Below are 25857 nucleotides of genomic sequence, written 5' to 3' on the forward strand. Positions count from 1 at the left end.
CTTTCAGACTGGAGATAGTAGCAACACTTTCCGCCAACAAAAGGCTGTGACCCATGGACCCGATCATCGCTGCGACCCACACCGATCCCTATCCCTACTACGCACGACTGCGTGCCGAAGGTGGGCTGGCCTTTCATCCAGGGCTGAACCTGTGGGTGGCCAGCAGCGCCCGGGCGGTGACCGCCGTGATGGCGCATTCCGATTGCCACGTTCGCCCCGGGCAGGAGCCAGTCCCCAAGGCAATCGCCGATGGCATGGCCGCTCAGGTGTTCGGCCAATTGATGCGCATGAATGAGGGTGAACGCCAGCGTTGCCCACGGTCGGCGATTGCGCCGGGGCTGGAGTTGATCGATGCGCGGGAAGTCGAGGCCCTGGTCAGCGCCCGATTGATGACCGCGGATGCCGCTGGCCTGTACAACGCCATGTTCCGTGGGCCGGTGTGCGTGGTGGCGGCGTTGTTGGGATTCACCCCGGCTCAGGGCCGCGCCATCAGCGAACTGACGGCGGATTTCGTCGCCTGCCTGTCGCCCCTGAGTGACGCGGCACAATTGACCGCCGCCCACGCTGCAGCCGAACACTTGAGCGGCTACTTCATCGAATTGCTCGACGATCCGCACAACCACAGCCAATTGCTTGCAGGCATCCGCCAGCGCTTCGCCTCCGGTGCGCCGCAAACGCTGATCGCCAACCTGATCGGCCTGTTCTCCCAGACCTTCGACGCCACTGCCGGGCTGATCGGCAACGCCGTGCTGGCATTGATTCAACACCCGTCGTTGCGCAGCGAATCAACCTCTGTCGAAGACCTGCTGGCCGAAGTGCAGCGCTTCGACCCGCCGGTACAGAACACCCGCCGCTTCGTCGCCGCCCCTTGCGAGATTGACGGCGTGAGGCTGAGCGCCGCAGACGTGATCCTGGTGCTGCTGGCCTCGGCCAATCGCGACCCGCAGCTCAACGACAACCCCGACACCTTCCTTCTCGACCGCCCGAACCGGCGCAGCTTCACCTTTGGTGCGGGGCGTCATCAATGTCCGGGGCAACGCCTGGCGTTATGCATTGCAGGCGCTACCGTCCGGCAAATTCTGGCGATGAAGCCGGCACTGGATCGCCTGAGCTGGCATTACCGCCCGTCCGTGAATGGACGGATTGCGCTGTTCAGTGACTGAGCGAAAACCGCTCAAGCAGTGCGGTATTCGACGGTCAGGTGAGACAACTCATGGACCGGCGCCAGACGTTCGCGAATGGTGTCGGCACTGACATTGGCTGCCGCCACGACGCTGACAATCGCGGCCCGCGCCTGGGGGCCAACCTGCCACACATGCAGATCGCTGATACGCACATCGTCCGACTTGAGCAACTCGCGAATCTCATTGGCAACATGGGCATCGGTGACATCGAGCAACACCGCAGCGCTGTCACGCAACAATCCAACGGCCCATTTCGCGATCACGATGGCGCCGACAATACCCATCACCGGGTCCAGCCACACCCACCCCAGATAACGCCCCGCCAGCAACGCGGCAATCGCCAGCACCGACGTCAAGGCGTCGGCCAATACATGGACGTAGGCCGAGCGCAGGTTGTTGTCGTGATGGTGATGATGGCCGTGGCCGTGGCCGTGGCCGTGGCTGTGATCGTGGCCATGATGGCCGTGGTCGCCCGCCAGCAAAAAGGCACTGACGATGTTCACCGCCAGCCCCACTACCGCAATCACCGTCGCTTCGGTGAATGCCACTGTGGTTGGCTGAAACAGGCGAAAAACGGACTCACCGGCAATGCCGATCGCCACCAGCCCCAGCACCATCGCCGAGGCAAAACCGGCCAGGTCCCCGACCTTGCCGGTGCCGAAGCTGTAACGCGCGTTGTTGGCGTTGCGCCGCGCGAACCCATAGGCCGCCGCCGCGATGCCCAAGGCCCCGGCATGGGTGGCCATGTGAAAACCATCGGCCAGCAACGCCATGGAACCGGTGATGTAACCGGCAGCAATTTCGCCAATCATCATCACAGACGTCAGCGCCACCACCCATAAGGTGCGACGGGCGTTTTCATCATGGGATGCGCCGAGAAATACATGGTCGTGGTCAAAACGCGAAGCCTGGGGAGGCTGAGTCATGGGATTCGGGCCTCTATTTGGCATAACGACGGATGGCCAGCAACAGCTCTTCCACGCCCTGGGCGCGATCTTCATCGCTCAGGCCCGGATGGGCCACGTGCTCGCGGGCGTGGGCGTCGATGAACTGCTCCAGCAGACCATTGACCGCGCCCCGGATGGCGGCGACCAGATGCAGGGTCTTGGCGCAATCGGCATCGGACTCGAGCGCCCGCTCCACGGCCTCCACCTGACCGGCAATCCGCCTCACCCGCTTGATCAAGTCATCTTTGTGTTCGTGAATGTGCGACATACCTATACCCCCTACCCCTATATGGCGCGTATGGTCGCCGATAGAGCGGAGCCTGGCAAGCTACAAGTCAATCATCCCGCGTCAGCACTTCCAGCAGTTCAATTTCGAAGATCAGGTTCGAATTCGGCGTGATCTTGCCCATGGTGCGTTCGCCATAGGCCAGATGCGCCGGCACCAGCAACTTGCGTTTACCGCCGACCTGCATGCCCATGATGCCCAAGTCCCAGCCCTTGATAACCCGACCGGTACCGATCACGCACTGGAAGGGTTTACCACGGCTATAGGAAGAATCGAATTCGGTCCCGTCCTCCAGCCAGCCACGGTACTGGGTGGTGATCAGTGCGCCTTTGATGGCGGCTTTTCCGTCACCCACTTGCAGATCGATTACCTGAAACTCGTCATTCATTGAATTCACTCGTATGCTCACTCGCCCTCAAGGGCCTGATGGGCGCCGTTTTCCCAGATTTGCCCTCGATTGGCAACCATTGCCTGCTCGCGAAGGCGACGGCACAACTGCATTGAGGTAACTGACAGCCCACGGTAGATCTTAAGCGAGCCCAGCCTTTATCCTTGACGCCCCCGCTGTGTCGAGTTCTGGAGTTTCGTCCATGCCCCATGAAGGCAACCTGCTACAAGCCGCTGTCGTATTTCTGATGGCGGCCGTGCTCATCGTTCCCTTGGCCAAGCGCCTGCAACTGGGGGCAGTTCTGGGCTACCTGTTTGCCGGGGTGATCATCGGCCCGTCGGTGCTGGGCCTGATCGACAACCCGCAAAGCGTCGCGAACATTTCCGAACTCGGCGTGGTGTTGCTGCTGTTCATCATCGGCCTGGAGCTGTCGCCGCGACGCTTGTGGGTGATGCGCAAATCAGTGTTCGGCGTCGGTCTGGCGCAAGTGCTGCTCACTGGCACGGTGATTGGCGTGGTGGCGCTGTGGCTGTTTGGCCAGCCGTTGAACACCGCGATCGTCCTCGGCCTGGGCCTGGCACTGTCGTCCACGGCATTCGGCCTGCAAAGCCTGGCTGAACGCAAGGAACTGACCAGCCCCCACGGGCGGCTGGCTTTCGCCATCCTGTTGTTTCAGGACATCGCCGCAATTCCCTTGATCGCCATGGTGCCGCTGCTGGCCGGTGGCGATCACAGCACCACCGCCAGCGAAAACCTGAACCACGGCCTGCAAGTGCTGGCCAGCATCGCCGTGGTGGTGATCGGCGGGCGTTATCTGCTGCGACCGGTGTTTCGCGTAGTGACCAAAACCGCGTTGCCAGAAGTCTCCACCGCCACGGCGTTGCTGGTGGTGATCGGCACGGCCTGGCTGATGGAACTGGTCGGCATTTCCATGGCCCTGGGCGCCTTCCTCGCCGGCCTGCTACTGGCGGACTCCGAGTATCGCCATGAACTGGAAGCCCAGATCGAACCGTTCAAGGGCCTGTTGCTCGGGCTGTTTTTCATCAGTGTCGGCATGGGGGCGAACCTGAGCCTGTTGCTGAGCATACCGGTCGCCGTGCTGGGCCTGACTTTGCTGTTGATCGCGATCAAACTGCCGCTGCTGTTTATTGTTGGTCGCCTGGCCGGCGGCTTGAACAAGGTCAGTGCGATCCGCCTGGGTATCGTGTTGGCGGCCGGTGGTGAATTTGCCTTTGTGGTGTTCAAGATCGGTCGCGATCATGGGCTGTTCGCGGCGCAACTGTATGACTTGCTGGTGTTGACCATCACCCTGTCCATGGCCGTGACGCCGCTGTTGCTGCTGGTTTGCGCGCGGTTGGTCAGCCCGAAAGTGCAACCGGTGGAAGTACCGGAGAAGTTCCGCGAAATCGACACCGACGCGCCACGGGTGGTGATCGCCGGCATGGGTCGCATGGGCCAGATCATTGCGCGGATTTTGCGCGCACAGAACATCAAGTTCGTGGCCCTCGACACCTCGGTGGAAACCATCGAACTGTCCCGCAGCTTTGGTGGCGTGCCGGTGTTCTATGGCGACCCGATGCGCCCGGAAATACTCTGCGCGGCCAAGGTCGGGGAAGCCGAGTATTTCGTGATCGCCACCGACGACCCGGACACCAACATCAAGACCGCCGAACTGGTGCGCAAGCTCTATCCGCATATGAAGATCATCGCCCGTGCCCGTAACCGTCAGCATGTGCACCGGCTGATGGACGTCGGCGCTCACGCCGTGCGCGAAACCTATTATTCGAGCCTGGAAATGAGCCGGCAAACCCTGATCGGCCTGGGATTGACCCAGGCCCAGGCGGATGCACGGATCAAGCGCTTCAAGCAGCACGACGAAGTGGTGCTTGAAGCCCAGCATGCGGTGTATGACGACGCGGTGAAAGTGCTGCAGACGGCGCAGGAAGCGCGGGCGGAACTGGCCAGGTTATTCGAGTCGGATCAACTGCAGGAGCAGGCGGGCAAGAATTGAGGTGATTGTGAGGGCCTCTTCGTCGGAACGCCGCCCGGAGCAGGCTCGCTCCTACATTGGATCTTTGTTACTCACACGCTCTTCTGTAGGAGCGAGCCTGCTCGCGATGAACGATAACGCGGCGTGATGGATCAACAACAATCGCCAAGGAACCACCATGACTGACAAACCCTCTCCGGCCCTCAAGGAAATTTTCAACATCGAGCGCCTCCAGCACATCGCCAGCGAAATGACCGCGGTCTATCCGCCATTCGAGGCCAGGCGCTTCCTGAAACTGGCCCAATCCGGCCTGGCAGAGCTCAGCGTCATGCAGCGCATGGCCCGGGTCAGCGAGTGCCTGCACGCCGTGCTCCCCCTGGACTACGAGGCGTCGCTGCAAGTGCTGCGCGCCCTCGCCCCGCGCCTCAACAGCGGCTTCGTCAGCATGTGCCTGCCGCACTTTGTCGCCAGCTACGGCGCCCATGCGTTCGATCAGTCGATGGACGCGCTGAAGTATTTCACCGCCTTCGGCTCCTCGGAATTCGCGATCCGTCATTTTCTGCGCAGCGACCTCGAACGCTCACTCAAGCTGATGCACGACTGGTCGCTGGATGACAACGAACACGTACGCCGCCTGGCCAGCGAAGGCTGCCGGCCGCGCCTGCCCTGGTCATTCCGGCTGGAGCCCATCCAGGCCGATCCGACACTCGCCGCGAACATCCTCGACAACCTCAAGGCCGACACCAGCCTGTACGTGCGCAAATCCGTGGCCAACCACCTCAACGACATCACCAAGGATCACCCCGACTGGGTGCTGGACCTGATCGAAGGCTGGGCGCTGGACAACAGGCACAGCGCATGGATCGCCAGACACGCCCTGCGCAGCCTGATCAAACAGGGCAACCGGCGGGCACTGGCGATCATCGGCGCGGGCGGCAAGCCCGAAGTCGAGATCGTCGGTGTGAAAGTCGAACCGCCAGTCATTGGCCTGGGAGAAAAAATCACCCTGTCGTTTGCCGTCAAATCCACCGTTGAAAGCAGTCAGCGTCTGGTGATCGACTATGCCATCGACTACGTCAAGGCCAATGGAAGCACCTCGGCGAAGGTGTTCAAGCTCAAGGCGCTGACCCTGCCCGGCAACGCCGTCGAAGCCGTCAGCCGTGGCCAGCAGATCAAGGAGCTCACTACCCGCCGGCATTATGCGGGGCGCCATGCGGTGCATGTCATGGTCAATGGTGAAAGGCTGGCCAGCACGGCGTTCGAAATCACGCCTTGAAACACCGTCGACCGTAGGAGCTGCCGCAGGCTGCGATCTTTTGATTCTGATGTTTCAAGGTCAAAAGATCGCAGCCTGCGGCAGCTCCTACGGGGGACTTTCGCCGAACAACAGGGGTTGCTCCCGCTCACACAACTGCACCACATAATCCCACAACACCCGCAGCCGCACCGACTTGTGCAATTCGCGGCGGGTGCTGATCCAATAGCTGCGCTGGATGCTTTCATCCGGCAACAACGGTACCAGGTCCGGGTCGGCACTGGCCATGTAGCACGGCAGCACGGCAATCCCCAGGCCTGAGCGCGCGGCCTGTTGCTGGGCGATCACGCTGGTGCTGTGAAACACCACCCGCGGGTTGCGGCAGAAGCTGTTGAGGAACATCAGTTCCTGGCTGAACAGCAAATCATCGACATAGCCGATCCACGCATGACGCCCCAGGTCCTCGCGACTGCGCAACGGCGGCGAGCGGTCGAGATAGTCCTGGCTGGCATAGAGCGCCAGGCGATAGTCGGTGAGCTTGCGGGTGACCAGCATGTCGGCGGCCGGGCGCTCCAGGTGGATGCTGATTTCCGCCTCGCGATTGAGGATGCTGACAAAACGCGGCACCGCCACCAGTTCTACCTCAAGCCCCGGATAGCGTTCGAACAAGCCGTTCATGCGACTGGCGAGGAACATGATGCCCAGCCCTTCGGTCACCCCGACGCGGATCTTGCCCAGCGGCGCGGTGGACTGGGTGATTTCCTCCTGGGCCAGCAACGCCACGTTCTCCATCGCCTCGGCGTGTTTAAGCAACGCCTCGCCCGCCGGGGTCATCTCATAGCCCTGGGCATGTTGAACGAACAACGCCGTGCCGAGGCTCTTTTCGATGGCCTCGATGTGCCGCGCCACGGTGGCATGGGTGGTGTTCAGGCGGCGGGCGGCTGTGAGCAAACGCCCGCTGCGCTGCAATTCGAGAAAAAACCGCAGGTCATTCCAGTCGAACATGAATCGTCCTTGTTCTTTGCCGTTCGGGATGCTGTTTAAAAACGCACAGCGGCTGCGCAAAAACTAACATTCTTTTGACGAAAGCTAACAACTAGGATGACAGACAACAAGAACAACAAAACGAGATCAGGGATGCAGACTTCTCTGGATGAATACGATTACATCGTGGTCGGGGCCGGGCCGGCCGGGTGTCTGTTGGCCAATCGACTGTCGGCCAACCCGCAACATCGTGTGTTGCTGCTCGAAGCCGGTGGCCGCGACAACTATGCGTGGATTCACATCCCCGTAGGTTACCTGTTCTGCATCGGCAACCCGCGCACCGACTGGTGCTTGAAGACCGAAGCGCAACCGGGCCTGCAAGGGCGCGCCCTGAGCTACCCGCGCGGCAAGGTGCTGGGCGGCTGCTCATCGATCAACGGCATGATCTACATGCGTGGCCAGGCCGCTGACTACGACCGCTGGGCCGCCGACGGCAACCCTGGCTGGAGCTGGCAGGACGTGTTGCCGCTGTTCAAGCAGAGTGAAAACCACTTTGCCGGCGCCGCCGAATTTCACGGCGCCGCGGGCGAATGGCGAGTCGAACGCCAGCGCCTGTCGTGGCCGATTCTCGACGCCTTCCGCAGTGCCGCCGAACAAAGCGGCATCGCCAGCATCGATGACTTCAACCAGGGCGACAACGAAGGCTGCGGCTATTTCCAGGTCAATCAGAAGGCCGGCATCCGCTGGAACGCATCCAAGGCCTTTCTCAAACCCATTCGTCAGCGTCCCAATCTCACCGTGCTGACCGGTGTCGAAGTCGACCGCGTGCTGCTGGACAATGGTCGCGCCTCGGCGGTCAGCGCCCGCTGGCAAGGCCAGGCGAAAACCTTCAAGGCGCGCAAGGAGATCATCCTGTGTGCCGGCTCGGTCGGTTCGCCCGGCATCCTGCAACGCTCCGGTATCGGCCCGCGTCCGCTGCTGGAGCGGCTGGGCATTGGCGTCGCCCACGAGCTACCCGGTGTGGGTGGCAACCTGCAGGATCACCTGCAACTGCGGCTGATCTACACGCTGGAAAATGCCCGCACCCTGAATCAGATTGCCGGCAGCCTGTGGGGCAAGCTGGGCATGGGCCTGCGCTACCTGTATGACCGCAGCGGCCCGCTGTCCATGGCGCCGAGCCAGTTGGGCGCCTTTGCCCGCTCGGGGCCGGAGCAGACTTCAGCCAACCTCGAATATCACGTACAACCGCTGTCGCTGGAGCGCTTTGGCGAACCGTTGCACGCGTTCCCGGCGTTCACCGCCTCGGTCTGCGATTTGCGCCCGCAAAGCCGTGGCCGGGTGGACATCCGCTCGGCCAACCCGCAAGAAGCACCGCTGATTCAACCCAATTACCTGAGCCACCCGGAAGACCTGCGGGTCGCCGCCGATGCCATTCGCCTGACCCGGCGCATCGTCGCCGCACCGGCCCTGCGCCCCTTCAATCCCGTGGAATATCTGCCCGGTGACAGCCTGCAAAGCGAAGAACAGCTGCACGAAGCCGCCGCGCGGATCGGCACCACGATTTTCCATCCGGTAGGCACCTGCCGCATGGGCAACGACGCCGACGCCGTGGTCGATGCGCAGCTCAAGGTCCATGGCATCCCCGGCCTGCGCATCGCCGACGCCTCGATCATGCCGCGCATCACCTCGGGCAACACCTGTTCGCCGACGCTGATGATTGCCGAGAAGGCGGCGCAGATGATCCTCAACCCCGACACACGGAGCGTTAAGCCACCGATGGAACTGGTAGCAAACACCTGAGCGTGGGACGCGCTCAATGTAGGAGCTGGCGAAGCCTGCGATCTTTTGATCTTGCTTCTCCGACAACCTCAGGAAGGCCAAAGATCGCAGCCTTCGGCAGCTCCTACAGGTTGCGAGTAAGGCAAAAAGATCGATGTAGGTAGCGAGTAAGACAGGAAGATCGTAGCAGTTAGCGTCGAATTGACAGTAGCGGCACCAGCCCACAAGGCCGGCGCCGACAGTGGAACAACAAAAACAATCACTGTGAGGGATACCGGTATGTCAGAACACGTTCAGTCCCTGGAAGCCGTGCGCAGCGCGGGCACCAGTCAGGAAACCCAGAAAGTCATCTTTGCCTCGTCCCTCGGGACGGTCTTCGAGTGGTACGACTTTTTCCTCTATGGCGCCCTTGCGGCGGTGATCAGCAAGCAGTTCTTCGCCGGGGTCAACGACACCACGGCGTTTATCTTCGCGCTGATGGCCTTCGCCGCCGGCTTCATCGTCCGGCCGTTCGGTGCGCTGGTGTTCGGTCGGTTGGGGGACATGATCGGGCGCAAGTACACCTTCCTCGCCACCATCATTCTCATGGGCCTGGCGACGTTCTGCGTCGGATTGCTGCCGACCTACGCCAGTATCGGCATCGCCGCGCCGATCATCCTGGTGGTGTTGCGCATGCTCCAGGGCCTGGCCCTGGGCGGTGAATACGGCGGCGCCGCGACCTATGTCGCCGAGCACGCGCCCATCGGCAAGCGCGGCTTCCACACCAGCTGGATTCAATCCACCGCGACCCTGGGCCTGCTGCTCTCGCTACTGGTGGTGCTGGGCTGCCGCTACTTCACCGGCGATCAGTTCGAAGTCTGGGGCTGGCGCATTCCGTTTCTGTTTTCCATCGTGCTGCTGGGCATCTCGACCTGGATTCGCCTGAGCCTGCACGAGTCGCCAGCCTTCGTGAAAATGAAATCGGAAGGCAAGCTGTGCAAACAGCCGATTCGCGACTCCTTCGGTAAATGGGAAAACCTCAAAGTGGTGTTGATCGCGCTGTTCAGCATCAATGCCGGGCAAGCGGTGACCTTCTACGCCGCGCAGTTCTATGTGCTGTTCTTCCTCACCCAGTTCCTGAAAATGGACCCGGCCGTGGCCAACGGTTTGTTGATTGTCAGCGTGATCATTGGCGCCCCCTTCTTCATTTTCTTTGGCTGGCTGTCGGACAAGGTCGGGCGCAAACCGGTGCTGATGATCGGCCTGCTGCTGGCCACCGCGCTGTATTTCCCGATCTTCAAGACCCTGGCCCACTATGCCAACCCGGCCATCGACCAGGCCAGCCGCCAGGCACCGATCACCGTGATGGCCGACCCGGCCACCTGCACCTTCCAGTTCGACCCGGTGGGCAAGGCGAAATTCGACAGCCCGTGCGACAAGGTCAAGACCTTCCTGGTCAAGCAGGGCCTGCCGTACCAGAGCGCAGCGGCCCCGGCCGGCAGTGGCGTGCAGGTCAGCGTCGGTGACGTGAAGATCGATGGTTTCGACGAAGCCGCCTTGCGCGGTGCCGTGACCCTCGCCGGCTACCCGCAACAGGCGGACATGCAGCAGATCAACAAGCCGATGATCGTGGCGCTGATCGTCGCGCTGATCATTATTTCCGCGATGTGCTACGGCCCGCTGGCGGCGTTGATGGTCGAGCTGTTCCCGACCCGCATCCGCTACACCTCGATGTCTTTGCCCTATCACATCGGCAACGGCTGGTTCGGCGGTTTTTTGCCGACCGTGTCGTTCGCGCTGGTGGTGTACACCGGGGACATTTTCTACGGGCTGTGGTATCCGGTGGTGATCACCGGGGTGAGCCTGGTGGTGGGAATGCTGTGCTTGCGTGAGACGCGCAACGTCGACCTCGACAAGAACTGAGGTCATTGCTCGCGACGAGGGAGCGGGTCCCTCGTCGCGCCGATCAGCCCCAATCAAACTTCGGCATCAAGCAACTCGAACTTCACTTGATCCGGGTAGAACGCCACATACTCACGAATCTGTTCGACAGACACCTTTGGATTCTCGTAACTCCACGCCGCGTTGGCAGCTTCATGCCCTGGCACCTGCAGGCTGAAATAGCTGGCATCGCCCTTGTACGGGCAATAACTGGTGTGGTCGGTGCGGGCGAAGTATTTCTCGTCGATATCCTCACGCGGCACGTAGTACACCGGCGGGTAATTGGCCTCCAGCAACACCAGGGCCCGCGCCGAGGCGGCTACTTGAATACCGTGAAACCTTACCAGCAGGCAGCCAGGCTGCTCGGCGATGGTGATGACAGGGCTAGGACCGGAGCTTTTCATGGAATGCGTTCCTCATGACGGTGATGGACCTGCAAATCGATGTGGGAGCGTGGCTGGCCCGCAATGGGCTGCGCAGCAGCGCCAAAACCTGAGACCTCGGTGTATCAGGTATAACCCAAGTTTCACACTCGCGATTGCTTCGCAGCCGAACGGGAGCGACACACCAGGCTGTACATCCATACAGATAAAGATTGCTCCATCGTCCATCAACCGCCATTCTGTGCATCTCTCGCACATTGATCGACGATGGTGGTTATGCGGCTGTACCTCTGTGAAAAACCTTCCCAGGCCAAAGACATTGCGGCAGTCCTCGGCGCCCGGCGCCGGGGCGATGGCTGTTGGCTGGGAACGGACGTCACGGTGACCTGGTGCATCGGCCATCTGCTGGAAACCGCACCGCCGGACGCCTACGACGCACGCTACAAGCGCTGGGTGCTGGCGGACCTGCCGATCATTCCCGAAAAGTGGAAAATGACCGTCAAGCCGCGCACCGCCAGCCAGTACAAGGCGGTCAAGCGTCTGCTCGGTGAAGCATCCGAGCTGATCATTGCCACGGACGCCGACCGCGAGGGCGAGATGATCGCCCGGGAACTGGTGGAACACTGCCGCTATCGCGGGCCGATCCGCCGCCTCTGGTTGTCGGCGCTGGATGATGCGTCCATCCGCAAGGCCCTGGCGGCGCTCAAACCGGGGAACGAAACCTTCAGCCTCTATCACTCGGCCCTGGGGCGCTCCCGAGCCGACTGGCTGATCGGCATGAACATGAGTCGGCTGTTCACCTTGCTGGGGCGCCAGTCTGGCTATCAAGGCGTGTTGCCGGTCGGCCGGGTGCAAACGCCGACCTTGCGCCTGGTGGTGGATCGCGATCGCAGCATCGCCGACTTCGTGCCCGTCCCCTATTGGGCCATCGACGTGCAACTGCTGCACAACGGCACCGCGTTCACCGCGCAATGGCGCGCGGCATCCGAGGTTTGCGACGATCAGGACCGCTGCCTGAATCAGGCGCTGGCGCAACAAGCGGCGGCCGCCATGAGCGGCGCGGCCAGTGCGCGGGTGATCAAACTGCGCACCGAGCGGATGCGCGAAGTGGCCCCGCTGCCGTTCGATCTGGGCACCCTGCAGGAGGTCTGCTCGAAGAAGCTCGGCCTCGGCGCCCAGGAAACCCTCGACATCGCCCAGGCGCTGTACGAAACCTACAAAGTCATTACCTATCCGCGCAGTGATTGCGGCTACTTGCCCCTCAGCCAGCACAGCGAAGCACCGGCCATTCTGGCGGCGTTGCGCCAGGCCGATCCGGCGTTGAACGCCTTGCACGATCACCTGGATCCGCAACGGCGCTCACGAGCCTGGAACGATGCCAAGGTCAGCGCTCACCACGGCATCATCCCCACCGCTGCGGCGAAGAATCTCGACAAGCTGGCGGGCAAACAGCGCGCGGTCTACACCCTGATCCGCGCGCGATATCTGGCGCAGTTTCTGCCCAATCACGAGTACGACCGCACCCAGGCCGACTTCGACTGCGCCGGCGAGGCCTTACGCGCTGTCGGCAAGCAGATCATCGAGCCGGGCTGGAAACGCGCCCTGCCCGAAGCGCTGGCGCAGGCCAAGGGGCGCGAAGCTCCCGCGCCGCAGACCCTGCCCAACCTGGCCGAAGGCATCGATTGCGCAGTGTCCGGCGTGCGACTCAAGGACCTCTGGACCCAGCCACCGAAGCCGTTCACTGAAGGCGATCTGATCAAGGCGATGAAGAATGTCGCCAAACTGGTGGAAGACCCGCTACTCAAGCAAAAACTCAAGGACACCACCGGCATCGGCACCGAAGCGACTCGCGCGTCGATCATCCAGGGCCTGCTCGACCGTGGTTATCTGGTCAAGAACGGCAAGGCCCTCGCCGCGACGCCAGCCGCATTCAGCCTGATCGACGCCGTACCGCGGGCCATCGCCGATCCGGGCACCACGGCGATCTGGGAACAGGCCCTGGACATGGTGCAAAGCGGGGAAATGAGCCTGGAAGAATTCGTCACCAAACAGGCGGCGTGGATGAGCAAGCAAGTCAGCCGTTGCGCCGGGCTGAGCATGACCATCAGCGGCCCGCCACCCACCGGTTCCGCCGCAGCTCCATGGAAGAAAAAACGCAAAGGCACTCCGCGCAAACCAGCGAGCGGCACCAAGCGCAGGTCAAAACCGTCAAGCAATACTTAAACCCGCCACCGAACCCTGTGGCGAGGGAGCTTGCTCCCGCTGGACTGCGCAGCAGGCCCAATGATTTTGTTTGAAAGCGAGAGCCGCTTCGCGACTCAACGGGAGCAAGCTCCCTCGCCACGGACCGTGCGACGCCGGCCATAATCAATTGTGTCCCTTGGCCTGTCAGGAGCCACTTCGAATGTCTTCGATAGAACTGCACGCCGCCCAACGCGATGAGCTGGAAATCATCGAGAACCTGATGCAGTTCTACGCCTACGACTTCAGCGAATGGTTGCCGCTGAAACTGGGCGAATACGGTTTCTTCAACATCCTGCCTATGCCGGACTACTGGCGAAACCCGGCCACCCACCCCTTCCTGATCAAGGTCGACGCAGAACTGGCCGGCTTCGTAACCGTGGATAACCAGACCCATCTACCCGGTGCCGAGTACAACATCGGCTATCTGTTTGTCAGTCGACGCTTCCGTGGCCGGGGTGTCGCACGATTTGTCGTTTCCACTCTCTTGAGCCAATTCCCCGGTCAATGGCAGATTTTCCACATCGAGGCGAACCAGCCGGCACGCCTGTTCTGGGCCGCCGTCATGCCGGGGCTCGACATTGGCCGATTCACCTTGCATCAGCAGGTGGTTGACCGCCATCCCTGCACTTTTTACCGCTTTGAGTGTCCGCCTTTGTCGTCCTGACCGACATGCCCTCGACTTCCCCGCTAATTCCGAACAGCTTTGTCAGACAATATGTAGTGACAAAAAATATTCACTACAAAACCGTTGACGCCTCCGATTTGCCCTTGCATGATGCAGACGTCTCCCCGATCGGGAGTACAGGCAACACGTTTGAGCAAGCTCGTCTGACCGCCGAGCTGTTTTTCCCGGATACACGCTGCCCACAAGGCAGATTGAAGAAGCTGACCTGGCCTGAACGTCCAGTACAAGGGCGAGAAGTCTTGGCGAGCAATCCTCATGAAGCTTGTGGCCGACCCTGAAAACGTCGGCAGTGGCCTTAAGGTTTTCGCCGCTTCTCTTCGTTGTGACGCTATTGCGTAGCAGTTATTCAACACGACTACATGCAGCAGACGCAGGACCCCGCCCGATAAGGCGGTCGAACGCTGACGTCCTGGTTTCGGTGCCAGGGATCAACTAACCGATGGGCTACCTGTATTAGCGAATCAACTTTGAAAGATCACCAATTGGTCAAGGGGCTTTATGATGAATCTGAACAATCAACCAACTATCGATGAACTGGCTCGTATCTTCGCTGCAAAGAAAGACAGCCACGACAACCATATTCTCTGGATCAGCAAGTGTGGCCAGGTTCATATCGACTGCCTGTCGCCGCACGCCCATGAAGCAGAGTTCGACCAGAACAACCAGAACCTGCTGGCCCGACTGAAGATGTACCGTCGCGGCCAGGGCTATGTCGGCAAGAAGGCCGCGGCCGACAAGGACTTCATCGGTAATGTTCTGCAAACCCTGAAACAGGCCTGGGCCTCGATGCAGGATCAGAACGAAGTTCGGGTGATTGACCGGTTCTACTGATTGAAATGAGTCATTACTGACTTATTGATAAACAAGGCCTGCTCCCGATAAGGAGCAGGCCTTTTTTTGGGGCTTTCACTGGTTTGGAGGTCACTTCATTTTCGACCAGGACGCGGTCTCCTGTAGGCGCTGCGGTGCGGCGATGGTCGTTAACGATAACGCGTGTAAACCGGATAAACGCGGCGCACTTGAGTCCATCGCCGGCAAGCCGGCTCCTACAGGGTTTTGTAGTGGTTATGAAAAATCAGTCCCCAACACCAGATCCACAAACGCCACCGCCGCCGCACTGTGATAGTTGTTCTTGCGCCGCAGCAACGCGGCACCGCGTTCAGGCGCTGCGCCCAGCATGGAAAGTTTGCGCAATGCCCGATCCTGAGTAGCGATGGATTCCGGCAGGATGGTGGCGATGGCGGAATGTCGGATGACTTCCAGCAGCGTATTGACCGAATTAACTTCAATCACAACCTTGGGTGTGATGTGCGCCTGCGCGAAATATTCATCGATGCACGTGCGGGTGATGTAGTCCGGGGTCAGCAGTGCAAACTCAAGCTGAGCCACCTCCTGCGCAGACAACGCCGCCTGATGCTCGTACAGCGGATGATCGCGCCCAACCATCAACCCCAGGATTTCGGTAAACGCCGGAATCGATTCGATATCGGCGTTTCTCACCTGATCGAACGCAATCGCGATATCCAGCGAATCATCTGCCAGCCCTGCCTCGATTTCGTTCATCGACAACTCGAATATCTCCAGGTGGATGTTCGGGTAACGCGTCATGTAGTCGCGCACCAGCGGCCCTACCAGATAGGCCATGAAGGTCGGCGTCATGGCCAGGCGCAGGTTCCCGCGGGACAAATCCTTCACGTCGTGCAACGCACGCTTGCCCGCCTCCAGCTCCACCAGTACCCGCCGCGCGCATTCAATGTAAGCCTCGCCGGCATCGGTGGGTTTGACCGTGCGCGAGGTGCGGTCGAACAGGCTCACACCGAGGGATTCTTCCAGCTGGCGGATCTGCTGCGACAAGGTCGGCTGGGACACATGCAGCACCTCGGCGGCGCGGGTGAAACCACCCTGGTCGGCCACCGCCAGCAGATAACGCAAATGTCGAAGCAACATGGGATTCTCCATCTATAGGCAGTGCTTATGGATTGCATTCTATATCGGTCTTGGACGCTATGGATGGATCGGCAGAAGATGGCCCCACACCCAAGCGACACCCCTTCCGATAGGAGAATCACCATGCAACAGTCCCATGCCTACAACGACCCAAGCCTGGCCCTGACCACTTCTGTCCTGGACGCCAAGGCGCGCAAAAACCTGTCGTGGCAGGACCTGGCCGACGGCACAGGTTTGAGCCTGGCCTACGTCACCGCCGCCCTGCTCGGTCAACACCCGCTGCCTGAAAGCGCTGCCAAAGTGGTCGGCGACAAGCTGGAACTGGACGCCGACGCCGTGGCCCGGCTGCAGATCATCCCGCTGCGCGGTAGCCTCTCGGGCGTGCCGACCGACCCGACCATCTACCGCTTCTACGAAATGATCCAGATCTACGGCACTACCCTCAAAGCCCTGGTTCATGAGCAGTTCGGCGACGGCATCATCAGCGCGATCAACTTCAAGCTCGACATGAAGAAAGTCGAAGATCCGGAAGGCGGCTCCCGCGCCGTCATCACCCTCGACGGCAAGTTCCTGCCCCTGCGTCCTTTCTAAGTTGATACCGGCCCGCACACCCTGTGCGGGCCGAACCCTGTTCATCCATGAGGAAGCGATCATGAAAGCGCTCATCGACGGTTTTTTGAAGTTTCAGAAAGAAGCCTTTGCGCAACGCACCGACCTGTTCAAACACCTGGCCACCACCCAACATCCAGGCACGCTGTTCATCAGCTGTTCCGACAGCCGTGTCGTGCCGGAACTGCTGACCCAACAAGAACCCGGTGAACTGTTCGTGATCCGTAACGCCGGCAACATCGTGCCGTCCTACAGTCCGCATCCGGGTGGTGTGTCGGCCACGGTCGAATACGCCGTCGCTGTGCTCGGCGTGACTGACATCGTGATCTGCGGCCATTCGGACTGCGGCGCCATGACGGCCGTGGCCAAGTGCACCTGCATGGATCACCTGCCCGCCGTCAGCGGCTGGCTGCAACATGCCGAGTCGGCGAAAGTGATCAACGAAGCCCGGCCACACACCAGTGAGGCGGCCAAGGTCAATTCGATGGTTCGGGAGAATGTCATCGCCCAACTGGCCAACATCCAGACACACCCGAGTGTGCGACTGGCCCAGGAAAAGGGCCTGTTGAACCTGCATGGCTGGGTGTACGACATCGAGACCGGTTCGATCGACGCACTGGATGCCGGCAGCCGGAGTTTCGTATCGCTGGTCGAGCATCCGGGCACTTGTGCCGTATCGGCCAAGGCGATCAAAGCCGCGTGATCAGAACCGCGGTCTGATCAAGAAAGTGACCGCCCTTGCAGCGGTCACTGGTTCCGTCAGCTCAGCGTTTGACGCCCAGATCGACCTGGGTCATGCGGCTGCGAATGGTGAACACGCCATCGCCCGAGAGAATCGCACTGCGCGCAAACAGGCGCCCGCTCTCCCAGTTCGAAAGCCCCAGTTCCGGCTTGTTCAGCGCGTACTGGCCGTCGACCCATCGGGTGATGCCATTGCCGACAAAAGGCGCGTTGACCGCGTTATAGAAACGCTCCTGGGCCTCGTCACTTTCACTGATCAAGGACACGGTGAATTGCGGACTGTAGCGATTGAACAAGGCAATGGCGTTGCCCAGGTCGTCGACGATTTTCAGGCTGACTTCCGGGGTTTCTTCCCATTCCCACTCACGGCCCAATTGATCTTCCGCCAACGGCTCGGCCTGCGCCTCGGTCTGATAGCCTTCGGCGCGGTACACCTGGACCGTTGCAGCCAGCCAGTCTTGCGGCAAATGCGACTCGCTGCCTTCGACGATGTGCAGCTTGCAGCCCTGCCCCCGTGCGGTGCCGGCCTGCTTGAGTGCGTCGAGGAACAGCGGCACCAGTTCAGCGGCACGGTCGCGGTGAATCAGGCAGACGTTCAGGGTGTTGCAGACCTTGCGGTCCAGGGAGTTGCGCACCACGGCGGCAAAGCGCTGGGCGTCGGCATCGGCGTTGGCGATCAGCCACGCACCACCGGTGCCGTGCAGGCTGACCGCCGTGCCGGCCTGCTGCGCGATGCTGCCCAACTGGCTGACGGCGCGCCCCGAACCACGGGCCACCGCCAATGACAGGCGCCGGTCAGCGAACATCGCCCAACCGGCGGCGTGGTTGACACTTTCCACCAGCGACACCGCACCGGCCGGCAAACCGGCGTCGCTCAGCGCAGGGTTCAGTGCATGGGTGACGATCGCCTGGGCCGTGCCCAACGCATCACTGCCGATGCGCAGCACGGCGGTGTTGCCGGTGCGCAATACACCGGCCGCATCGGCAAACACATTCGGCCGGCCTTCGAAGACAAATGCGACGATGCCCAGCGGCGAGACCACTTGTTCGACTTTCCAGCCATCATGCTCGACGCAACTGATCACCTTGCCACGGCTGGCCGCTGCATCACGCCACGCGCGCAGGCCGGCGATCATGTCGCGACGCATGCGCTCATCGGCCAGCAACCGGGTGGTCGAGCGACCGCGCGCCTTGGCCCGTTCGATGTCGGCCAGGTTGGCGGCCTCGATCAAGGCCCAGCACTCCGGGGTTTCCAGGCGTTGGGCAAACAGATCGAAGAAGGCGCTGATCGCTTGATCGGACACCGCCGACAGCGCGGTAAACGCCGCTTCGGCGCGCTCGATCGCGACGCTGGCCGCTTGCTGGTCCGCCACGGGGATCAGCAGCAACTCGCCACTGACCTGCTCCACCAGCAGGTGGTCACCTGGCTGGAAGCGCTGCGCCAGTTCGGGGCTGACGACAGTGACACGATTACCGGCGAAAGGGATGGGCGTGCCAGCGACTAGACGTTCGAGCGCAAGAGACATGAAGCGGTATCACCATGCTGTGGGCGGTTGGAAAATGTATAGCAATTTCCCTGTAGGAGCGAGCTTGCTCGCGATGGACTCCGGAACGCCGCGTTTATCCAGCAGGCACGCGTTTTCGTTAACGACCATCGTCGGATCGCCGCCCGGAGCAAGCTCGCTCCTACAGGGGACAGCGGTGGCCGTTTGCGTATCTCAATGTGTACAGCCCCGTCCCCGACACACCCCGCACTCAAAACCCCGCCACAACGACACACCGCAGATACACCCCATTGATGAAATACGCCTGTCGATTGGCCACGCCGGTCAAACGCTCAACTCACCGGGCACGCCGCTGCCCCGCATCCCTGACCTGAAAGAGATCAACGTCCATGAGCACCTCCATTTCTTCGGCCGTCAAAGGCCTGCACCTGAACCTCGACCGTGCCGGCGACTGGGTTGCGCCTTTGGCGCTGCGGGTGTTCCTCGCCTGGGAGTTCTTCGAGTCGGGCCTTGAGAAATTCAATGGCCAGAACTGGTTCACCGATATCCAGGAGCGCTTCCCGTTTCCGTTCGACCACCTTCCAGCGACGCTGAACTGGGAACTGTCGATGTGGGCCGAACTGATCTTTTCCATGACCTTGCTACTGGGCCTGGGCACGCGTTTTTCGGCGTTGAGCCTGATGGTGCTTACCCTCGTCGCAACCGCCGCCATCCATTGGCCCGCCGACTGGCACACCCTGAGCGAACTTGCCCAAGGGTATGCCATCAGCAACAAGGGTTACGGCAACTTCAAGCTGCCATTGATCTACCTTGTGGCGCTCACGCCGCTGTTACTGTCGGGTGCCGGCAAGCTCAGCATCGATGCGTTGCTGAATCGTTGGCGTCGCTGAAACGCAAAAAACACCAGAATGGAGCGCCTCGCGGATTGGCGGATGGCGACGGATAATAAAGCGGTTTCCATCTGACCGAGGAATTGAAGGATGTCACTGACTCTTTATTTCCACCCGCTCTCGTCGTTCTGCCACAAAGCGCTGATCGCGCTCTATGAACTGGACATCGCGTTTGAAAAAAGGGTTATCGACCTGAGCAACGATGCCGACCGGGCCGAACTTCAGGCCCTGTGGCCGATCGGCAAGTTCCCGGTGCTTCACGATCACGCCCGGCAAAAGGCTGTGCCGGAGTCGAGTGTGATCATTGAGTACCTGGACCGGCTTCATCCCGGCCAGGCGCAGCTGATTCCGCACGATTGGGAAGCAGCCCTGGAAGTACGTCTGTGGGATCGTTTTTTCGACCTGCACGTTCAGGTGCCGATGCAGAAGATCGTCGCTGACCGAATCAATGCCGCAAACGGCGACCTGACCCGCGAACGCGCCGCGCTGACAACGGCGTACGGCATGCTTGAACGTCAGCTGACAGCGAGAATCTGGGTCGCCAGCCCGGCGTTCAGCATGGCCGACTGTGCTGCTGCCCCGGCGCTGTTCTATGCCAGCACCCTCGTACCCTTTCCCGACGATCATCACCACTTGAGTGCTTATTTCGACAGGCTGGTCCAAAGGCCCTCGGTCGCGCGCGTGATCGACGAGGCAAGACCCTGGTTTTCCTGGTATCCGTTTGCCGAGGCCATCCCGGAACGCTTTCGGTAGAGGTGGACAACGGGCGCGAAAACGGAAACGCCGAGAATAATAACCGCCGGTCGAGTGTTATCTGATTACGCAGGAAGAAAAAATGGCAGGGGCGGCTGGATTCGAACCAACGCATGGCAGGATCAAAACCTGCTGCCTTACCGCTTGGCGACGCCCCTGTATCTGTTGCGATGAGTGCCTGGCACTCGCTTTCTTGAGTGGCAACAAGAGCTGTTGCCTGCTTGCGCGAGAGGCTCCCTGAGGGCCTGTGCAAGAGTGGGCGCAAATTTACCAACCTTTGTCTCGTTTGGGAAGCCCCAACAAAACAATTTGTTTTCTAAAACAGACGCTTAGTGTTGAGCCGCATCTTGGAGAGTGGTCGACACACGTTCAGCCCGACCAGGTCTGCTACGCTTTTCCTTACCCGAATGGAATCAGGAATCGTTTGCGCAACACCCTTCCCCTTGCCATCTGAGGGCGCCAATGTGAAAGGCAAATTAATGGCTACCGCTGCAACCCTACTGGTGGTCGGGGCCGCGATCTATGGGTTGAACACCTGGGAACACATCCAGAACCAGCGACAGGAAGCGGTCTGCAAGGCTGCCCGGGAGCATCTCAATCGCCTGGAAACCCAGACACGGGCCTTGGCCTCCGGGTTGACGGTCGAAGCCTATGCCGAAGCCGAAAAAGCCGAGGCCGGCCTGTTGGTTTTAGCGCTCGATACCGCCAGGAATGCAGCCGAGATCGATGCCGTCATCGACAAGCATGCTGCAGCCATCGAGGCGCAGATAACAGCCGAGGACGCAGAGGTCCAGTCCCGGGGCGAGCAACGCTTCCTCGGTCAGGAAATGAAAAAGCAGCGCATCCCCACCGACGTCAAACAGGAATACAAACGAGCTGAAAAAGCCGTCGCCGAAAGCTGCGAATAGTTTCAATCGCCAGCTCCAGGTTTGTCGCCAGCGTCTAGACTTCAGCAAAAGCAGGTTGCAACCAGACCCCGCGTTTAAAACAAGATCCTGTAAAAAGCGAGGGGGTCTCGACCTTGAAAATATCAACCCTCTGCGCCATCGCGAGCCTGCTGGTGTCGGTCGTGGTGTCTGCCAACGGCGTCATTCCTGTCCTCGAAATGGACTTCACACGGTCTGCGATGCAAACCCTGAAAAACATCGGTATCGACGACGCGTGCATCATCGGCGCCTCGAGCCCCGCTACGTTCACCTACTGCCGGGAAGGATCGATGACGCTCTGGAAGTATCAGGCACTGGACCTGGAGCAAATGGCGGCGATACACAGTGATGCACAACGGCCCACAACGGTTTACCAGCCCATTTCTGTGCTGGAGTTCGAGAGCGCGGCCTGTGAACACGAGTACAGCCTGTCCGCCGCTAAAAAACCGGCAACGATACGTTGGCTGATCCTCGGCTTGATGGCTATTTCCTTGCTGATCGGCTTTGGTTACACCTATCGGGCCATTCTGCAGCGCCGCCATGACGCCACCGCGCACTCGCAACCCCATGAGCAAGCGTCGGGCGAATTTCAGGCAACCGCACAAACAAAAGCCCTGGCAGCGTTTGGTCTGGCTGTTGCCGTGGCATTCGTTTACTTCAACTACGCAGGGTATTGAACAACAGGTGGGCGCGCCTTTGCGGCGTGCCCACCTGTCACTCAGTGCGGCGCGCGCGGGATGGTCTTGAGCAGGTCTTCGGGGCTGATGTGACCGACCACGCTGCCCGGTTGCGGCAGGTTGAGGATGTGGCCTTTCATCTTGCCGATGATGTGCATTTCACAAGGCTTGCAGTCGAACTTCAGCGTCAGTACTTCATCGCCGTGGATCAGTTGCATCGGTGCAACCTTGGTGCGCACGCCAGTCACACCCTTGGCCTGTTTCGGGCACAGGTTGAAGGAGAAGCGCAGGCAATGCTTGGTGATCATCACCGGTACATCGCCGGTCTCCTCGTGGGCCTCGTAGGCCGCATCGATCAGCTTGACGCCATGCCGGTGATAAAAGTCGCGAGCTTTCTGGTTGTACACGTTGGCCAGGAACGACAGGTGCGACTCGGGGTACACCGGCGGCGGGCTGGTTTCGGCTTTACGGCTGCCACGCGGGTGGGCGGCAACCCGCGCTTCGGTCAGGGCTTCAATCACTTCACGGCGCAAGGCCTTGAGCTGCGAGTTCGGAATGAAGTACGCCTGCGGGGCGTCCAGCTTGATGTCGATGGCGTGGTACTGCGTGGTGCCCAGTTGGCCGAGCAGGTCCTGCAATTGCTCCAGCGCCTGTTCCGGTTTGTTGGCGGCGCCGAACGGGCCCGCCAGGGTGACGCTGGCGCTGATGCCTTCTTCGCTGGTAGCGGTCAGTTCCAGTTGTTCTTCACGCAGGCGAGCGACCCAGCTCAGGGCGATACGACGCTCGGCGGAGGTCTTTTGCAGCGCCTGTTGCCAGTTGTGATCGAGATTGCGATTCAGCGGATGGTTGGGGCGCAGCTTGTACATCCCCTCCGGCATCTCATTGGGCTCGACGCGATAGCGATAACGCTTCTCGCCATCCTCCTCGAATTCGCCTTTGGGTTCTGCGATGTTGGCGCGAAAACCCACCACTTCACGCTTGACCAGCACGTTGAGACCGTCGCCGTTGGACAGCGGCTCGTGCGTCACGACCTGCATGTCACGCTTGGCGACTTTCTCGACCACACCCACCGGCAGACCGGTGAAGGTCGGTGAGTCAAAGGCGCCGATATCGATCTTGCGGTCAGTGACGAAGTAGTCGGTGCTGCCACGGTGGAAGGTTTTTTCCGGGTCGGGCAGGAAGAAGTGCGCGGTGCGGCCGCTGGAGGCGCGGGCCAGGTCCGGACGGTCTTCGAGCACGGCGTCGAGGCGCTGGCGGTAGTAGGCAGTGATGTTTTTCACATAGCCCATGTCCTTGTAGCGACCTTCGATCTTGAACGAACGCACGCCGGCCTCGACCAGGGCGCGGATGTTGGCGCTCTGGTTGTTGTCCTTCATCGACAGCAGGTGCTTTTCGTAGGCGATCACCCCACCCTTTTCGTCCTTGAGGGTGTACGGCAGACGGCAGGCTTGCGAGCAGTCGCCACGGTTGGCGCTGCGCCCGGTTTGCGCGTGGGAAATGTTGCACTGACCGGAAAACGCCACGCACAACGCGCCATGGATAAAGAACTCGATGGCCGCGTCGGTTTCGTCGGCGATGGCGCGGATCTCCTGGAGATTCAGCTCGCGGGCCAGTACCAGCTGCGAGAAGCCAGCCTGATCGAGGAACTTCGCCCGCTCCAGGGTACGAATGTCGGTCTGGGTACTGGCGTGCAGTTCGATCGGCGGAATGTCCAGTTCCATCACCCCCAGGTCCTGGACGATCAGCGCATCGACGCCGGCGTCGTACAACTGGTGGATCAGCTGGCGGGCCGGCTCCAGTTCGTTGTCGTGCAGGATCGTGTTGATGGTGGTGAACACCCGGGCGTGATAGCGACGGGCGAATTCCACCAACTGGGCGATATCGCTCACTTCGTTGCAGGCATTGTGGCGGGCGCCGAAGCTCGGGCCACCAATGTACACGGCATCGGCACCATGCAGGATGGCCTCGCGGGCGATGCTCACATCGCGGGCAGGGCTGAGCAATTCCAGGTGATGTTTGGGCAAAGACATAGTTTTTTTAGTCAGGCTTGTCACGGTCGAGGCGTGCATTGTAGCGGCGAAACGCCTGACCGGCACCCGAATGCTGCCCGATGGTGTATGCGTAGGCCCGGCCTGCCTCAATCCCTGTAGGAGCGAGCTCGCTCGCGATGAACACAAGGGCGACGCGTGCATACAGGATGCCCACGTCATCGTTAACGTTCATCGCGAGCAAGCTCGCTCCTACATCAGGCCTTGGCAGCCATAGCCGTGACTTCCACGCGCATGCCTTCAACCGCCAGGGACGCCACGCCGACAGCAGCGCGCACCGGCCATGGTTTGGCGAAGTAGCGCTTGTAGACCTCGTTGAACGCGGCGCGGTCGGCCATGTCGGTGAGGTAGATGGTCAGGTGCATCACGCGGTCCATGGAACTGCCGGCACGCTCCAGCGCAACCTTCAGCGCTTGCAGGGTGCATTCGCTTTGCAGGGTGATGTCGCCCAGCTCCAGGCTGCCATCGGCGCGGGTCGGGATCTGGGTGGAGACCAGCACACCGCCAAACCCGACGACGTCGGAGGAAATCGAATCGGCATCAGGATCGGGGGTAAAGGTCAGGTCGTGGTTTGCCATTGCAGGTTCTCTTGCTTGAAAGGGTAAGGCGAGCGCCTTTTGCGCGGCCAGTTTACAGGGCGATCCCTGGCGCGTCGCTAATCCAGACCGGACGGCTGCTCGTGTCCCGTGGCCTGGCGGTACTGGCGCGGGGTGAAGCCGGTCAAGGCCTTGAACTGCCGGGTGAACGCACTGTGGTCGGTATAGCCGCACTGCAGGGCAACCTCGGTGATCGGCTGATCGGCTGATCGGTTAAATATCCATCACTTGAAAAAATCACTCGGCGTCTTGCCGAACTGTTTCTTGAACATGGTCGTGAACGCGCTCGGGCTGTCGTATCCCAGCTCCCCGGCGATGTCGATGATCTTCTCCCCGACGGCTATGCGCTCCAGCGCCAGCAGCAACCGCGCTTGCTGGCGCCATTGGCCGAAGGTCATGCCGGTTTCCTTGCGAAACCTGCGCTGGATGGTTTTGGCGTCGAGGCTCAAACGGGCGCTCCAGTCCGACAACGTCGAGCCATCCCCGGGATCACGCTGCAACGCGGTGCAGATCAGGTTGATCCGTGGATCGGTGGGCTGCGGCAGGTTCAACGGCAAGGTCGGCAGGATCGTCAGTTCATCCAGGATCAGCCGCAGCACCCGGGCTTCCCGAGAGTCCGGATCGCAGTTGAAATCGAAATCGACCGAGACCTTGATCAGCTCACTCAACAATGCGGACACACTCACGGCCCGGGTTTCGGTGGGCAGATCCTGGCTCGCGTCGGGGTGCACAAACACGCTGCGCATCTTGATCGGCCCCACACAGCGAATCGAGTGCACTTCTCCACTGGGCATCCAGATGCCGCGGCTCGGTGGCACCGTCCATTGGCTCGTTGCCGTGTGCACCACCATCACGCCTTCGATGGCATAGATCAGTTGATGCTTTTCATGGGAATGCGGCGCGATGTTCCAGTTTTCCGGGTAGTCGGTCGCACTGCTGCGAACGCTCCAGCCGCCCTGGTCGATTTCCGCCAGAAATGTCTGCAATGGTTTGATCATGACGCCCTTTTTTAGATGGTCCATGCCCGAGTTGCGCGAGACGGGCGCCTTTGAGGCCCCTAGGATAACGCCGAACCCTGAAATGGGCTGCGCCTTGCGTTCGCAGTTCGCGTTTTTATCCG

25 protein-coding genes, 1 tRNA gene and 1 pseudogene are annotated in these 25857 nt (G+C 60.9%); 14 read left to right on the forward strand and 13 right to left on the reverse strand.

Annotation, left to right across the window (positions count from 1 at the left end; translation table 11 throughout):
- The first annotated feature begins 53 nt into the window (after window positions 1-53).
- Entirely contained in the window at window positions 54-1163 is a 1110-nt protein-coding gene (locus tag KW849_RS06805) for a cytochrome P450 (RefSeq protein WP_218428685.1), read from the forward strand.
- Between the two features lie 11 nt (window positions 1164-1174).
- Here KW849_RS06805 and dmeF read toward each other — a convergent pair whose 3' ends face one another.
- The 3 genes from dmeF to KW849_RS06820 form a co-directional block, all read right to left on the reverse strand.
- Window positions 1175-2110, reverse strand: coding sequence for a CDF family Co(II)/Ni(II) efflux transporter DmeF (gene dmeF / locus KW849_RS06810; RefSeq protein ID WP_218428686.1), 936 nt, complete (start codon window positions 2108-2110; stop codon window positions 1175-1177).
- 13 nt (window positions 2111-2123) lie between these two features.
- Window positions 2124-2399, reverse strand: coding sequence for a metal/formaldehyde-sensitive transcriptional repressor (locus KW849_RS06815; RefSeq protein ID WP_218428687.1), 276 nt, complete (start codon window positions 2397-2399; stop codon window positions 2124-2126).
- Window positions 2400-2466: 67 nt separating this feature from the next.
- Window positions 2467-2805, reverse strand: coding sequence for an FKBP-type peptidyl-prolyl cis-trans isomerase (locus tag KW849_RS06820; protein ID WP_218428688.1), 339 nt, complete (start codon window positions 2803-2805; stop codon window positions 2467-2469).
- 202 nt (window positions 2806-3007) lie between these two features.
- On the opposite strand from KW849_RS06820, the gene KW849_RS06825 reads away from it, so the two are divergent.
- Window positions 3008-4816 (forward strand): monovalent cation:proton antiporter-2 (CPA2) family protein, encoded by a 1809-nt coding sequence (locus tag KW849_RS06825; RefSeq protein WP_218428689.1) that lies wholly within the window; start codon window positions 3008-3010, stop codon window positions 4814-4816.
- A 157-nt stretch (window positions 4817-4973) separates the two neighbouring features.
- Window positions 4974-6071: a DNA alkylation repair protein gene (locus KW849_RS06830; RefSeq protein ID WP_218428690.1), complete on the forward strand. Its 1098-nt coding sequence runs from the start codon at window positions 4974-4976 to the stop codon at window positions 6069-6071.
- A gap of 87 nt (window positions 6072-6158) precedes the next feature.
- Here the strand turns inward: KW849_RS06830 and KW849_RS06835 are convergent, their stop codons facing one another.
- Window positions 6159-7055 carry a LysR family transcriptional regulator gene (locus KW849_RS06835; RefSeq protein WP_218428691.1) on the reverse strand — a complete coding sequence of 299 codons (897 nt, stop codon included), beginning with the start codon at window positions 7053-7055 and terminating at the stop codon, window positions 6159-6161.
- A gap of 132 nt (window positions 7056-7187) precedes the next feature.
- Here KW849_RS06835 and KW849_RS06840 point away from each other — a divergent pair, with 132 nt between their 5' ends.
- Both KW849_RS06840 and KW849_RS06845 read left to right on the forward strand, forming a co-directional pair.
- Entirely contained in the window at window positions 7188-8834 is a 1647-nt protein-coding gene (locus tag KW849_RS06840; RefSeq protein ID WP_218428692.1) for a GMC family oxidoreductase, read from the forward strand.
- A 258-nt stretch (window positions 8835-9092) separates the two neighbouring features.
- The gene (locus tag KW849_RS06845) at window positions 9093-10715 is read left to right on the forward strand and encodes an MFS transporter (RefSeq protein WP_218428693.1); all 1623 of its coding nucleotides are present in this window, start codon (window positions 9093-9095) and stop codon (window positions 10713-10715) included.
- 53 nt (window positions 10716-10768) lie between these two features.
- Here KW849_RS06845 and KW849_RS06850 read toward each other — a convergent pair whose 3' ends face one another.
- Entirely contained in the window at window positions 10769-11137 is a 369-nt protein-coding gene (locus tag KW849_RS06850) for a DUF427 domain-containing protein (protein ID WP_218428694.1), read from the reverse strand.
- A 255-nt stretch (window positions 11138-11392) separates the two neighbouring features.
- On the opposite strand from KW849_RS06850, the gene KW849_RS06855 reads away from it, so the two are divergent.
- The 3 genes from KW849_RS06855 (at window position 11393) to KW849_RS06865 (ending at window position 14876) form a co-directional block, all read left to right on the forward strand.
- Complete coding sequence (locus KW849_RS06855; protein WP_256357093.1) at window positions 11393-13339, forward strand: DNA topoisomerase III; 1947 nt, start codon at window positions 11393-11395, stop codon at window positions 13337-13339.
- A gap of 181 nt (window positions 13340-13520) precedes the next feature.
- Entirely contained in the window at window positions 13521-14024 is a 504-nt protein-coding gene (locus tag KW849_RS06860) for a GNAT family N-acetyltransferase (RefSeq protein ID WP_218428696.1), read from the forward strand.
- Window positions 14025-14546: 522 nt separating this feature from the next.
- Window positions 14547-14876, forward strand: a complete 330-nt coding sequence (locus tag KW849_RS06865; RefSeq protein ID WP_108215974.1) for a hypothetical protein — start codon at window positions 14547-14549, stop codon at window positions 14874-14876.
- A gap of 234 nt (window positions 14877-15110) precedes the next feature.
- On the opposite strand, the gene cynR is transcribed toward KW849_RS06865, so the two are convergent.
- Window positions 15111-15992, reverse strand: a complete 882-nt coding sequence (gene cynR, locus KW849_RS06870; protein WP_218428697.1) for a transcriptional regulator CynR — start codon at window positions 15990-15992, stop codon at window positions 15111-15113.
- Between the two features lie 123 nt (window positions 15993-16115).
- On the opposite strand from cynR, the gene cynS reads away from it, so the two are divergent.
- Window positions 16116-16583 carry a cyanase gene (cynS, locus tag KW849_RS06875; protein WP_007971791.1) on the forward strand — a complete coding sequence of 156 codons (468 nt, stop codon included), beginning with the start codon at window positions 16116-16118 and terminating at the stop codon, window positions 16581-16583.
- A 61-nt stretch (window positions 16584-16644) separates the two neighbouring features.
- Window positions 16645-17304: a carbonic anhydrase gene (locus tag KW849_RS06880; RefSeq protein WP_218428698.1), complete on the forward strand. Its 660-nt coding sequence runs from the start codon at window positions 16645-16647 to the stop codon at window positions 17302-17304.
- A 61-nt stretch (window positions 17305-17365) separates the two neighbouring features.
- On the opposite strand, the gene KW849_RS06885 is transcribed toward KW849_RS06880, so the two are convergent.
- On the reverse strand, window positions 17366-18868 hold the full coding sequence (locus KW849_RS06885) for an aldehyde dehydrogenase family protein (RefSeq protein WP_218428699.1): 1503 nt from the start codon (window positions 18866-18868) through the stop codon (window positions 17366-17368).
- A 368-nt stretch (window positions 18869-19236) separates the two neighbouring features.
- Between KW849_RS06885 and KW849_RS06890 the strand changes: the two genes are divergently transcribed.
- Both KW849_RS06890 and KW849_RS06895 read left to right on the forward strand, forming a co-directional pair.
- Window positions 19237-19737, forward strand: a complete 501-nt coding sequence (locus tag KW849_RS06890) for a DoxX family protein (RefSeq protein ID WP_218428700.1) — start codon at window positions 19237-19239, stop codon at window positions 19735-19737.
- Window positions 19738-19827: 90 nt separating this feature from the next.
- Complete coding sequence (locus KW849_RS06895) at window positions 19828-20490, forward strand: glutathione S-transferase family protein (RefSeq protein WP_218428701.1); 663 nt, start codon at window positions 19828-19830, stop codon at window positions 20488-20490.
- An 83-nt stretch (window positions 20491-20573) separates the two neighbouring features.
- On the opposite strand, the gene KW849_RS06900 is transcribed toward KW849_RS06895, so the two are convergent.
- Window positions 20574-20648: transfer RNA gene (locus tag KW849_RS06900), tRNA-Gln, on the reverse strand.
- A 321-nt stretch (window positions 20649-20969) separates the two neighbouring features.
- On the opposite strand from KW849_RS06900, the gene KW849_RS06905 reads away from it, so the two are divergent.
- Window positions 20970-21398 (forward strand): hypothetical protein, encoded by a 429-nt coding sequence (locus KW849_RS06905; RefSeq protein WP_218428702.1) that lies wholly within the window; start codon window positions 20970-20972, stop codon window positions 21396-21398.
- 113 nt (window positions 21399-21511) lie between these two features.
- A complete protein-coding gene (locus tag KW849_RS06910) occupies window positions 21512-22093 on the forward strand; it encodes a hypothetical protein (RefSeq protein WP_256357094.1) in 582 nt (193 codons plus the stop codon).
- A 41-nt stretch (window positions 22094-22134) separates the two neighbouring features.
- Here the strand turns inward: KW849_RS06910 and KW849_RS06915 are convergent, their stop codons facing one another.
- From KW849_RS06915 to KW849_RS06935, 5 genes and pseudogenes are all read right to left on the reverse strand, one after another.
- Window positions 22135-24123, reverse strand: coding sequence for a U32 family peptidase (locus KW849_RS06915; protein ID WP_218428703.1), 1989 nt, complete (start codon window positions 24121-24123; stop codon window positions 22135-22137).
- A gap of 7 nt (window positions 24124-24130) precedes the next feature.
- Window positions 24131-24325, reverse strand: coding sequence for a hypothetical protein (locus tag KW849_RS06920; RefSeq protein WP_218428704.1), 195 nt, complete (start codon window positions 24323-24325; stop codon window positions 24131-24133).
- 13 nt (window positions 24326-24338) lie between these two features.
- Window positions 24339-24719, reverse strand: coding sequence for a RidA family protein (locus KW849_RS06925; protein ID WP_008021538.1), 381 nt, complete (start codon window positions 24717-24719; stop codon window positions 24339-24341).
- A 77-nt stretch (window positions 24720-24796) separates the two neighbouring features.
- Window positions 24797-24940, reverse strand: a pseudogene (locus KW849_RS06930) (helix-turn-helix domain-containing protein); the annotation flags it as partial.
- A 21-nt stretch (window positions 24941-24961) separates the two neighbouring features.
- Window positions 24962-25735, reverse strand: a complete 774-nt coding sequence (locus tag KW849_RS06935; RefSeq protein WP_218428705.1) for a helix-turn-helix domain-containing protein — start codon at window positions 25733-25735, stop codon at window positions 24962-24964.
- Between the last annotated feature and the right edge of the window lie 122 nt (window positions 25736-25857).

This window comes from Pseudomonas sp. PDM26, assembly GCF_019219185.1.
Classification (GTDB): Bacteria; Pseudomonadota; Gammaproteobacteria; order Pseudomonadales; family Pseudomonadaceae; genus Aquipseudomonas.

What these genes read in the sequence shown, in the direction of transcription:
- KW849_RS06805 (WP_218428685.1), top strand. Translation starts at nt 54, where the DNA reads ATGGACCCGATCATCGCTGCGACCCACACCGATCCCTATCCCTACTAC.
- dmeF (WP_218428686.1), bottom strand. Translation starts at nt 2,110, where the DNA reads ATGACTCAGCCTCCCCAGGCTTCGCGTTTTGACCACGACCATGTATTT.
- KW849_RS06815 (WP_218428687.1), bottom strand. Translation starts at nt 2,399, where the DNA reads ATGTCGCACATTCACGAACACAAAGATGACTTGATCAAGCGGGTGAGG.
- KW849_RS06820 (WP_218428688.1), bottom strand. Translation starts at nt 2,805, where the DNA reads ATGAATGACGAGTTTCAGGTAATCGATCTGCAAGTGGGTGACGGAAAA.
- KW849_RS06825 (WP_218428689.1), top strand. Translation starts at nt 3,008, where the DNA reads ATGCCCCATGAAGGCAACCTGCTACAAGCCGCTGTCGTATTTCTGATG.
- KW849_RS06830 (WP_218428690.1), top strand. Translation starts at nt 4,974, where the DNA reads ATGACTGACAAACCCTCTCCGGCCCTCAAGGAAATTTTCAACATCGAG.
- KW849_RS06835 (WP_218428691.1), bottom strand. Translation starts at nt 7,055, where the DNA reads ATGTTCGACTGGAATGACCTGCGGTTTTTTCTCGAATTGCAGCGCAGC.
- KW849_RS06840 (WP_218428692.1), top strand. Translation starts at nt 7,188, where the DNA reads ATGCAGACTTCTCTGGATGAATACGATTACATCGTGGTCGGGGCCGGG.
- KW849_RS06845 (WP_218428693.1), top strand. Translation starts at nt 9,093, where the DNA reads ATGTCAGAACACGTTCAGTCCCTGGAAGCCGTGCGCAGCGCGGGCACC.
- KW849_RS06850 (WP_218428694.1), bottom strand. Translation starts at nt 11,137, where the DNA reads ATGAAAAGCTCCGGTCCTAGCCCTGTCATCACCATCGCCGAGCAGCCT.
- KW849_RS06855 (WP_256357093.1), top strand. Translation starts at nt 11,393, where the DNA reads ATGCGGCTGTACCTCTGTGAAAAACCTTCCCAGGCCAAAGACATTGCG.
- KW849_RS06860 (WP_218428696.1), top strand. Translation starts at nt 13,521, where the DNA reads ATGTCTTCGATAGAACTGCACGCCGCCCAACGCGATGAGCTGGAAATC.
- KW849_RS06865 (WP_108215974.1), top strand. Translation starts at nt 14,547, where the DNA reads ATGAATCTGAACAATCAACCAACTATCGATGAACTGGCTCGTATCTTC.
- cynR (WP_218428697.1), bottom strand. Translation starts at nt 15,992, where the DNA reads ATGTTGCTTCGACATTTGCGTTATCTGCTGGCGGTGGCCGACCAGGGT.
- cynS (WP_007971791.1), top strand. Translation starts at nt 16,116, where the DNA reads ATGCAACAGTCCCATGCCTACAACGACCCAAGCCTGGCCCTGACCACT.
- KW849_RS06880 (WP_218428698.1), top strand. Translation starts at nt 16,645, where the DNA reads ATGAAAGCGCTCATCGACGGTTTTTTGAAGTTTCAGAAAGAAGCCTTT.
- KW849_RS06885 (WP_218428699.1), bottom strand. Translation starts at nt 18,868, where the DNA reads ATGTCTCTTGCGCTCGAACGTCTAGTCGCTGGCACGCCCATCCCTTTC.
- KW849_RS06890 (WP_218428700.1), top strand. Translation starts at nt 19,237, where the DNA reads ATGAGCACCTCCATTTCTTCGGCCGTCAAAGGCCTGCACCTGAACCTC.
- KW849_RS06895 (WP_218428701.1), top strand. Translation starts at nt 19,828, where the DNA reads ATGTCACTGACTCTTTATTTCCACCCGCTCTCGTCGTTCTGCCACAAA.
- KW849_RS06905 (WP_218428702.1), top strand. Translation starts at nt 20,970, where the DNA reads ATGGCTACCGCTGCAACCCTACTGGTGGTCGGGGCCGCGATCTATGGG.
- KW849_RS06915 (WP_218428703.1), bottom strand. Translation starts at nt 24,123, where the DNA reads ATGTCTTTGCCCAAACATCACCTGGAATTGCTCAGCCCTGCCCGCGAT.
- KW849_RS06925 (WP_008021538.1), bottom strand. Translation starts at nt 24,719, where the DNA reads ATGGCAAACCACGACCTGACCTTTACCCCCGATCCTGATGCCGATTCG.
- KW849_RS06935 (WP_218428705.1), bottom strand. Translation starts at nt 25,735, where the DNA reads ATGATCAAACCATTGCAGACATTTCTGGCGGAAATCGACCAGGGCGGC.